The 9,744-nt window shown below is 69.9% G+C and carries 8 protein-coding genes; 4 read left to right on the top strand and 4 right to left on the bottom strand.

Annotated elements, in window-relative coordinates; all coding sequences use genetic code 11:
- Positions 1-149 precede the first annotated feature (149 nt).
- On the top strand, positions 150-341 hold the full coding sequence (locus KUM40_RS12550) for a DUF397 domain-containing protein (RefSeq protein ID WP_217165888.1): 192 nt from the start codon (positions 150-152) through the stop codon (positions 339-341).
- A 58-nt stretch (positions 342-399) separates the two neighbouring features.
- On the opposite strand, the gene KUM40_RS12545 is transcribed toward KUM40_RS12550, so the two are convergent.
- The 4 genes from KUM40_RS12545 to KUM40_RS12530 form a co-directional block, all read right to left on the bottom strand.
- Entirely contained in the window at positions 400-2,034 is a 1,635-nt protein-coding gene (locus KUM40_RS12545; protein ID WP_217165887.1) for a CotH kinase family protein, read from the bottom strand.
- Positions 2,034-2,711: a DUF4956 domain-containing protein gene (locus tag KUM40_RS12540; RefSeq protein WP_217165886.1), complete on the bottom strand. Its 678-nt coding sequence runs from the start codon at positions 2,709-2,711 to the stop codon at positions 2,034-2,036. Before KUM40_RS12540 ends, KUM40_RS12545 begins: the two co-directional genes overlap by 1 nt.
- Positions 2,708-3,613 carry a polyphosphate polymerase domain-containing protein gene (locus tag KUM40_RS12535; protein WP_217165885.1) on the bottom strand — a complete coding sequence of 302 codons (906 nt, stop codon included), beginning with the start codon at positions 3,611-3,613 and terminating at the stop codon, positions 2,708-2,710. Before KUM40_RS12535 ends, KUM40_RS12540 begins: the two co-directional genes overlap by 4 nt.
- 150 nt (positions 3,614-3,763) lie before the next feature.
- The gene (locus KUM40_RS12530) at positions 3,764-4,942 is read right to left on the bottom strand and encodes a cytochrome P450 (RefSeq protein WP_217165884.1); all 1,179 of its coding nucleotides are present in this window, start codon (positions 4,940-4,942) and stop codon (positions 3,764-3,766) included.
- A 259-nt stretch (positions 4,943-5,201) separates the two neighbouring features.
- On the opposite strand from KUM40_RS12530, the gene KUM40_RS12525 reads away from it, so the two are divergent.
- The 3 genes from KUM40_RS12525 (at position 5,202) to KUM40_RS42390 (ending at position 9,536) form a co-directional block, all read left to right on the top strand.
- On the top strand, positions 5,202-6,704 hold the full coding sequence (locus tag KUM40_RS12525) for a multicopper oxidase family protein (protein WP_217165883.1): 1,503 nt from the start codon (positions 5,202-5,204) through the stop codon (positions 6,702-6,704).
- A gap of 91 nt (positions 6,705-6,795) precedes the next feature.
- Positions 6,796-7,980: an ATP-binding protein gene (locus KUM40_RS42395; RefSeq protein WP_308401126.1), complete on the top strand. Its 1,185-nt coding sequence runs from the start codon at positions 6,796-6,798 to the stop codon at positions 7,978-7,980.
- Entirely contained in the window at positions 7,941-9,536 is a 1,596-nt protein-coding gene (locus KUM40_RS42390) for a helix-turn-helix transcriptional regulator (RefSeq protein WP_308401125.1), read from the top strand. The genes KUM40_RS42395 and KUM40_RS42390 overlap by 40 nt, the downstream gene beginning before the upstream one ends.
- Positions 9,537-9,744 lie beyond the last annotated feature (208 nt).

Raw genomic sequence — 9,744 nt, 5'->3', positions numbered from 1 at the left:
GCGAAGCCCTCGCGGCTTGCTTGAGCCGGATGCGTTGAAAGGCGCACGTCCGGTTCTGAGGGGGCCGGATCACGGCAACGTGGTCCGGCTACCCGACCTCTGAGTCACCAAACCACGGTGAGCCTGCTGGAGCAGATGCGAGGAGCGCTATGAACACAAGCGAGCTGGCCTGGTTCAAGAGCAGCTACAGCGGCGGTGGCGGTGACAACTGTATCGAGGTGGCACTGCGCCCCAGCGTCGTTCTTGTCCGGGACTCGAAGGACACCCAGCGGCATGCCCTGACTGTCTCCCGCAATGCCTGGTCGGCGTTCACGACGCTGGCGACCGACTCACGCGGCTGAACTTAGACCCGGTGTCCGGCCGGGCTCCCGGGTGGGAGTCCGGCCGGACACCGGGGGATCAGCCCGTGACCTCCTCGTCCTTCGCCAGCGCCGCGGTGCGCTCTTGGACCGTCTTGCGCAGGTTCTCGACGGCGGAGTCCAGTTCGTCGCCGTCCGCGCCGGCCGTGCCCGCCTGGTCGGCGACGCTGTCGAGGGCCTTCAGCGCGGTGCCCGAGCTGTAGAACTTCTCGTACAGCTCCCGGTACGCCTTCTTGTAGACGCCGTCGAGGGTGTCGGAGGCGAGGAAGCGCTCCTTGAGCACGTGGCCGCCCATGCCGCCGTTGCCCATGCGGCTTTCGCCGTTCTGGCCCTGATCCGCGCCACCGCCGGGCATGCCCTCGGGCATGCCTTCAGGCGCGCCTTCCGGCATCGCGGTGTCCCCGTCCGTGCCGCCGCCCATGCCGGTCTCGTCGTCCGGGCCCGTGGTCGCGTTGCCGGAGAGCGTGAGGTTGTAGTCCCAGCCCAGGACGGTGAACTTCTTGGTGTCCAGGTCGTACCAGAGGAGGTAGTTCTGGCCCGGGCCCGCCATGTCGTCGGAGTTCAGGAGGAGGTTCTGTGCCGCGACGTACGTGGCGAGGGACTCCACGTCGACGTACTGGTCGAGGTTCTTCTCGAACTCGCCGTCCGAGGCCTGGTCGACCCACCGGATGAGCTTCATGACCGGTTCGAGGTCCTGGCTGCCGACCTTGTTGAGCTGCTTGAAGGACTCCTCGTAGTCCGTGGGGTCGTCCCCGACGTACGAGAAGCTGCTGCCGGCCCGCGCCTTGTACATCACCCCGTTGCCGTCACCGACGGAGTCGGCGTACTCGGTGTCGGGGTTCTCGACCATCAGCCGGGTGACTTCGGGCCCGTCGTTGACCTGGACCGAGGTGAAGGCGTACCGCTCGTTCTTCAGGCCGCTGGTGTCCATCAGGTTCAGCGTCAGTGCCTCGTTCACCGGCACCTGTTGGTTACTGCCGGGGCGCAGGGAGATCTCGCGCTCGCCCTGGTAGGCGCGGCCCTCGACGAACTCGTCGACCTTGATCAGCCAGGGCAGTTCCTCGGGCTTGTCCTCGGACAGGTTGTACTGCGTCATGCCGCCGCCACCCATGCCGCCGCCGCCCGCGCCGCCGGCTGCGGCGCCCTGCCGCTGACCGCCCTGTCCCCCGGCCCCGCCGCCTTGCTGCTGCTGCGGGGCCGGGGCTCCCTGCCCGCCACCGGCACCACCGGGCGTGTTCCGGCCGCCACCGGGTCCGCCCTGGCCGTTGCCGCGCAGGGACATCAGTGTGGAGTTGCCCTTCAGGCGGAGTCCGACGTCTTGGAGGTAGACCCCGTCGACGGTGAGGTCCGCCTTGATGTACTCCTTGTTCCCGTCCTCCTGGAACTCCTTCATCATCTTGTCGAACTCGGTCTGGTCGTACTCCAGTTGGATGGAGTGCGCGACGGACGTGTCGTAAACGTCGACCGTCCCCCGGACGTCGTCCGTGATGACGTCGGCCTCCACGCGGGAGGAGGAGGTGACGTACGGCGAGACGCGGGCGTCGCCGAAGGCGTAGACCATGACGGCGAGCCCCGCGCACAGCGCGCCGACCGGCTTCCAGTGGTGCCGCAGCCGTACCGGCACCCGGTCCTTCAGCCGCCGTCGCGCGCGCACCGGCGTGCCGTTGCCCGGCATCACAGGTCGGTCGTGTCGTAACCGGTCAGCACCGTCACCCGCTGTCCGGAGGTGCGCTCCTGGAGCGCGCTCACCAGATCGCCGGGCTCGGTGCCCTTCTTCATCCGCACCGTGTAGAAGACCTCGTTGAGGGCGCCGCCCCGGATCGTCTCCGTGCTCACCAGCTCGTACTCGCTGGTGTACTTGATGAGCACGTCGCTGATCGCCGGACCGTAGTTCTCACCGGCGGGCACCTGCACCTTGACCACCTGGCGCTGGACGTTCAGGGCGAACCAGTTGAACTTGAACATGATGACGACGATGGCGCAGATGACGACGGCGCCGACCGCGGCCAGCGTGTAGAAGCGGGCGCCGCAGGCCATGCCGATCGCCATGGCGAGGAAGATGAAGCCGACGTCGCGGGTCTCCTTCACGGCGTTGCGGAAGCGGACCACGGACAACGCGCCGACGAGCGAGAACGCGCGGGCCAGGTTGGACCCGACGACCAGCATGATCAGGGCGACGATCATGCCCACGATCACCAGGGTCTGGACGTAGGACTGGCTGTAGGAGACGTTCCGGTGCGTGTACCGGTAGACGTAGCCGATCAGCGTACTCAGGACGAACGACAGCGCCATGGCGACGACGACGTCGGCGACGCTGAACGTGCCGCTGAGTTCCTGGAGGTCGAAGTTCACTCTGCTCCTGCTTTCACGGGCGCGTCGTGCGCCGACCGCTGCTCGGACAGCGGCGTGGTGGGGGTGGGAGGCGGACAGTCCGCCTCGTTGATGTGGAAGAGGGACCGGGGCGCCCGGCCGAACGCCTCCACGGACTGCACGTACTTGGAGACCCGGACGAGGCTGAGGTTGCGGCGGGCGGCCAGGTCGGTGATCCAGTGCGGGGTGCGCTCGTTGACCTTGACCTCCATCACCGACATGTGCGGCGGGATGGTGAACCGGTTCTCCGCGTTCGGCGTGCCGAAGTGGAAGTCGCGGTCCCGGCCGCGGACGCGCCGGTCGAACGTCACCCGCAGACCGGTGTCCGCGGCCCGGCCGACCAGGGCTTCACGCTGGTAGCCGGTGATGACGGTGGGTCGCAGGTTCAGCCGTACGACGAGTTCGAGGACCTCCTGGACGAAGGCGCTCTCCCCCGCCGAGTGGTCGATCGTCTGCCGCCCGTCGCACAACTGCCGGGCGACCTCGTACGGGAGGGTGATCCGGCGCTTCTGTGTGACCCGGTTGATCCGCTGCTTGATCTCCACGTACACGGGGGACTCGTCGGTCACCTCGTCCAGGTTCCCGTAGTGCCGGATGCGCAGCTTGCGGCGGAACTTCAGCCCGTCGATCTTCTCCCAGTAGAAGCGCAGTTGGGGAGTGTCGTAGTAGAGGCTCCACACTCCGTAGCCGCCGACCGGGCCGTTCAGGTCCCGGTCCATGCGCTCAGCCAGCTCGTCCCGGATCTCGCCGGCCTGTTCGACCGGCACGAGGTACTTCAGCTCGAACCGGTTGAACGCGTGCAGCCTGCTGGCGACGTGCAACGGTTCCTCGCCGTCGCCGTCGCCGTCGCCCTCGCCGCCACCCTCTTCCGGCAATGCCACCATGCGCCTCCTTTGTCCCTGCGGCCTCGTCGACCGGCACGGGACACGGAACAGGCGCTACCTGGGAGCCACCTGAGAATCAGGCGTCAATTCCCAGTGAATTTCAGGCATACGGGAGATGAACGGGGTGCATGCGGTGCCAGATGTCAGGTGTCAGGTCGCGGGTTCGATCGCCACTTCCAGGTGGTCGAGGCCGCGCAACCCGTTGTTGATCATCGGGCGGTGTTCGAGTATGTCGAAGCCGGCGACCCGGTCGGCGAGCCGTTCCAGCAGCGCGCTCATTTCCAGCCTGGCGAGGTGCATCCCGACGCACACGTGCTCTCCCCGCCCGAAGGCGAGGTGGTCCGAAGGGCGCCGGGTGATGTCGAAGCGCTCGGGGTCCGGGTAGTGACGCTCGTCGCGATTGGCGGAGGCGTAGAGCAGCGCGACCCGTGAGCCCGCGGCCAGCGGAAATCCGCCGATCTCGTGGTCTTCGGTGAGCACCCGGCTGAACTGGGGCGCCGGGGTTTCCAGCCGCAGCGACTCGTTGATCGCGTGCGGGATCAACGAGCGGTCCGCGCGGAGCAGTTCCCACTGGTCCGGGTTCTGGGCGAACAACGCGACCGCGCTGGTGATCGCGAGGATGGTCGTGTCCAGGCTGGGGGTGACGTAGTCGAGCATCATGACCGGGCACTTGTCGTGCGGGATCTCGCCACGGTCGGCGGCCTCGTAGAGGTGTGCCGCCCAGCCGTCGGGGTCGATCTTCCCCGGCACGGCGTCCTCGAAGGCGAAGGCCATGAACTCCTCGACGGCGGGCCCCGCCGCGGCCGCCCGGTCGTCGGCGGGCCCCTGGGTGTTCCAGATGGCCGCGGCCCACTCCAGCATCTTTTCCCGCCCGTGATCGGGGAGCCCGACCAGGTCCGACACGACGGTCATGGGCAGGTACTCCGCCAGTTCGGTGACGACCTCGAACCGGCCCCGGCCGACCAGCCGCTCGACCACCCGGTCGGCCTCGGCCTCGATCCGCGGAGTCACCTCGCGCATCCGGTCCGGCCGCAGTGGCCGCCCCAGCACGGAGCGCATCGCCGTGTGCTCGGGCGGATCACTGCACAGCGTGATCCCCTCCAGTTGGGCGTTCACGTCCGGATCCACGAACACGCCCCGCGCCGAGGAAAACGTCTGCCAGTCCATCAGGGCGGCGCGCACCTCGTCGTAGCGGGGCAACGCGTAGAGATCGTGGCGGGACAGGTACACCACCGGCCCGAGAGCCCGCAGTTCGGCATAGATGCCGTACGGGTCGATGCGCGCGGACTCGGTGTAGAGGTCGACGTCACTGGTGGGTATGGGGGACAACGGGCCTCCAGAAGACGGGTGGAGTGAACAAGACGTGCCCGGCCTTGGTCACCCCGTGGCGGGACCAGGGGGAAGATCCTCCCACGACGGGGGGTACTTCGCGTCGGTAGGAACTACGTATGTCTGCGTACGTCTGCGTACGCCTGCGGGCGTCGCGGACGTCTGCGGGCGTCTGCGGGCGTCTCTGCGTGCGTGCGAGGTCCGGCCTACGCAATTTGTGCCGACGCGAAGGGGCCCTCCGGTTCGGGACGGTGTCCCCATGAAACGACGCACAGCGCTGAAGGCCCTCGGATTCGGCATCGGGGGCTCGGTGGTCCTCGCCGGCGGTGGTTTCGGTGTCTACTACTACGCCGCGAAGCTGGACACGGTCGGCAAGGTCTCCTTCGACAAGGCCCTGTCGATCCCGCCGCAGGCGGAGTCGGAGACCAACACCTCGGGTGCCCGGGTCTTCACGCTCGGCATCCAGTCGGGCGAGACACGGTTCAAGGCCGGTTCGGCCACCCGCACCTGGGGTGTGAACGGTACGTACCTCGGTCCGACGATCCGCGCCCGGCGCGGCGAGCGGGTCGAGTTCGCCGTGCGCAACGGCCTGGATCAGGACACCTCGCTCCACTGGCACGGGATGCACCTGCCCGCGGCCATGGACGGCGGACCGCACCAGGTCGTCCCGGCCAACGAGACCTGGCGACCGGGGTGGACGATCGACCAGCCCGCCGCGACGCTCTGGTACCACCCGCACGTGCACGGCTCGACCGCCGACCACATGTACCGGGGCCTGGGCGGGCTGTTCATCGTCGACGACGAGGACAGCGAGGCGTCGAAGCTGCCGTCCGAGTACGGCGTCGACGACATCCCGATGATCGTTCAGGACCGTGCGTTCGACGGGGACAACCAGTTCGAGAAACGGGTGCCGCTGGGCGGCTCGCTGGGCATCATAGGTGACGAGGTGCTCGTCAACGGCACGATCGGCCCGTACGTCGACGTCACGACCGGGCTCGTGCGGCTGCGCCTGCTCAACGGCTCCAACGCCCGCCTGTACAACTTCGGTTTCTCCGACGACCGGACGTTCTCGCTCGTCGCCACCGACGGCGGCCTGCTCGCCAGACCGTGGAACACCGAGCGCCTGTACCTCTCACCGGGGGAACGCGCCGAGATCGTGGTCGCCTTCAAGCCGGGAGAGCAGGTCGAACTGCGCTCCTACCCCTCCGAGTACGGCGGCACCCTGGGACGGATCAACGGCTTCGACGACCGTCTCGACATCTGCCAGTTCCGGGCCGCGGCCACCCTCTCCGACGGCGCCGAGATCCCCGCCGTGCTCGGCGTCGCACCGGACCTCGCCGGCGAAAAGGTCGCGCGGGAACGCTCCTTCGTGCTCGCCTCGGACCAGATCAACGGTCGGTCGATGGCGATGGACCGCATCGACTTCGGTGTCCGCGAGGGCACCGTCGAGGTGTGGGACGTGGTCAACGACAACGGCTTCATTCACAACTTCCACGTCCACGACGTGCAGTTCCAGGTGCTGACGGTCGACGACGGGAAGCCGGAACCACACCTGCGCGGCTGGAAGGACACCGTCCTGCTGGCACAGGGAAAGCACTACCGGCTGGCGATGCGCTTTCGCGGCCACACCGACCCGAACACGCCGTACATGTACCACTGTCACCTGTTGCGGCACGAAGACGACGGAATGATGGGCCAGTTCGTGGTCCTGGGCGAAGGCGAGAAGGTCGGCGTCGTGCCGCAGTCACACCACCACGTCTGAAACCGCCACCACACGCCGGAGCCGACGCCGCCCGACCGGCTCGACGCCGCCCGGACCGGCTCGATGACATGCGCGCTGTAACGTACGCGCTGTGCAGACGTCGGCTCCTCCTCACCGTCCGCTGCTCGGCAGGCAGTACGAGACGCAGCGCCTTCGCGAGCTGATCGGCGCGGCCCGGACAGGCCGGGGCGGCGCACTGGTCCTGCGCGGTGAGGCGGGGATCGGCAAGAGCACGCTGCTGGGGCTCGCGGAGGCGGAGGCGTCCGGATTCCGGGTACTGCGCGCGGGTGGGTCCGAGCTGGAGGCGGAGCTGCCGTTCGCCGCACTGCACCAGCTCTGCCTTCCGGTGCTGGGGCACCTGGCCGAGCTGCCCGCCGAACACCGCCGGGCGCTCCGGATCGCCTTCGACCTGTCGTCCGGGACACCGGACGTGTTCCGGGTCGGTCTGGCGACCCTGGGGCTGCTGACGGCGGCGGGCCAGGAGCGCCCGGTGCTCTGCGTGGTCGACGACGCGCACTGGCTCGACGCGGCCTCGTCGAAGGCGCTGGCGTTCCTCGCCCGTCGGGTCTCCGTCGAGCCGGTCGCCATGGTGCTCGCCGTCCGGCCGCCGCGCGAGGCGGGCGAACTGGACGTCCTGCCGAGCCTGGGCGTCGACGGTCTGAGCGACACCGACGCACGGGCGCTGCTCGGCGCGCAGAGCCACGAGACGCTCGACGAACAGGTGCGTGACCGGCTCGTGGCCGAGGCGCGGGGCAACCCGCTGGCGCTGCTCGCCCTGCCCAGAGCCGGTGGATTCGCCCCGCCGCGACCCGCCTCGGTGCCGACCCGGGTCGGACACGAATTCCGGGCCACGCTCTGCGGCCTGCCCGCGCAGGCGCGACTCCTGCTCACGATCGCCGGCGCCGACCCGACCGGCGACCCCGGGCTGCTCTGGCCCGCCGCGCGTGGCCTGGGCATCGACCTGGCGACCGCCGGCGCTGCCGCCACCGCGACCGGACTGGTCGAGTTCGGCACCCGCGTGCGCTTCTACCACCCCCTGGCGCGGGCCGCGGCATACGACGCCGCCGCGCCGGACGAGCGGCGGCTGGCCCATCGCGTGCTCGCCGAAGTCACCGACCCGGTCGCCGACCCCGACCGGCGCGCGTGGCATCGCGCCCAGGCCGCCGCCGTCCCCGACGAGGCGTCGCCGCCGAGCTGGAGCGCTCGGCGTCCAGGGCCCGGGCGCGTGGTGGTGCGGTGGCCACGGCCGCCTTCCTCGAACGCGCGGCGGAGCTGACCCTCGACGCCGCACAGCGGATCGAACGGACCCTCGCGGCCACGCGCGCCCACCTCGACGCGGGCGCCACCAGCAGGGCGGCCACCCTGCTCAGTACGGCCGAGAACTCGGGTCCTGACGAGTTCCAGCAGGCGGAGACCGACCTGCTGCGGGGCCGGATCGCCCTGGTCCGGATCGACGACAGTGAGGGGCTGGCGTGGATGCTGCGCGCCGCACGGCGGCTCGCGAGACTGGACCCCGAACGCTCCCGGGAGAGCTACCTGGAGGCACTCGAAACGAGCCTGCTCGTCGGACGCGCGAACGGGGTGATGGACGTGGTCCTCGCCGAGGCGAAGTCCGCGCCGCCGCACCACCCGCCGGACATCCTGGACGCGCTGGACATCCTGACCGCGAACGGGCACCGGGCGGCCGTACCCCTGATCAGGGAGGCCCTCGACGGGGCGGAGGGCCCCCTGTGGACCCGGCACCCCGCGCTCGCGATCATCCTCACGGCCGAGCTGTGGGACCCGGACACCCATGAGCGGATCACCGAGTGGCTGCTGAAGTCCGGCCGTGAGTCGGGGTCACCGCTCGTCCTGCGGCTCGGTCTCGCGCAGGCCGCGACCGCCGCCGCGCTGACCGGCGACCTCGACGAGGCGATGGCCGCGATCGCCGAGGAGCAGGCGATCGCCGACGCGACGGGTACGCCGCCGGTCATCTACCACCGGCTGCAGTTGGCCGCGATGCGCGGACGCCGCGAGGAGGCGTCCGCGCTGTTCGAAGCCGTCATGACGACGGCCACCGCCACGGGGCAGGTGATCTCCAACGTCCACTGGGCGAACGCCGTGCTCAACAACGGCTTGGCCAACTACGGGGAGGCACTGGCCGCCGCACGACGTGCCACCGCCGACGGCGAACTCTTCACCGCGGGGTTCACCTTGCCGGAGCTGGTGGAGGCCGCCGTACGGTGCGGCGAGCACGCCGCCGCCGTCGCCGCGCTGGAGTCGCTGACCGAACGCACCGAGGCCTGTGGGACCCCCTCGGGCCTGGGGATCGCCGCCTACGCGCGAGCGCTGGTGACGGGAGCGGAGCACGACTACCGGGCAGCGGTCGCCCACCTCACCGACAGCCCGATGCTCCCGTACCGGGCCAGGGCCCACCTCCTGTACGGGGAATGGCTGCGGCGGCAGGGCCGCAGGCAGGACTGCCGGCCGCACCTGCGCACCGCGCACGAGCTCTTCTCCGGGGCCGGGATCGAGGCGTTCGGCCGGCGCGCGGCCGACGAGCTGCGCGCCACGGGCGAGACGGCGCGCAGCCGCACCGATCACGCCCGCGACCAGCTCACCATGCAGGAGCTGCACATAGCGCGGCTGGTCGCCACCGGCGCCACCTCGAAGGAGGTGGCCGCCCGACTGTTCCTCAGCCCACGCACCGTCGACGCCCACCTGCGCAACGTCTACCGCAAGCTGGGCATCAACTCCCGCAGGCAGCTCAGAGACCGGCTCGACCTGCGGCCTGCGGACCAGTGCTGTGACCGGGAAGGTCCACCGGGGTCGGTGAGCGGGCAAGCGGTTTGACGGGTCGGGCAGCTCAAGGCTGCTCTTGAACACTGGTGCTTCCCCGACGAACGATCCGCTGCAGCCCACCGATGTGCGGCTACGGGTTCTCACCAGCCCCCTGGCCTCCCGGGCAGGCTTGCGCTTCGACACCGCCCTCCTGGCTCCAGCGGCATGCCGGCGGGCTCGGCAGGCAGTGCAGTCCACCCATACGGTCCAGCCGATGTCG

This window comes from Streptomyces sp. AC512_CC834, assembly GCF_019049325.1.
Classification (GTDB): Bacteria; Actinomycetota; Actinomycetes; order Streptomycetales; family Streptomycetaceae; genus Streptomyces.
Note: the sequence above shows the minus strand (reverse complement) of the source record. Positions and strands in the feature narration are given on the sequence as shown.

Excerpts from the sequence above, each read along its gene's own strand:
- KUM40_RS12550 (WP_217165888.1), top strand. The coding sequence starts at position 150 with ATGAACACAAGCGAGCTGGCCTGGTTCAAGAGCAGCTACAGCGGCGGT.
- KUM40_RS12545 (WP_217165887.1), bottom strand. The coding sequence starts at position 2,034 with ATGCCGGGCAACGGCACGCCGGTGCGCGCGCGACGGCGGCTGAAGGAC.
- KUM40_RS12535 (WP_217165885.1), bottom strand. The coding sequence starts at position 3,613 with ATGGTGGCATTGCCGGAAGAGGGTGGCGGCGAGGGCGACGGCGACGGC.
- KUM40_RS12525 (WP_217165883.1), top strand. The coding sequence starts at position 5,202 with ATGAAACGACGCACAGCGCTGAAGGCCCTCGGATTCGGCATCGGGGGC.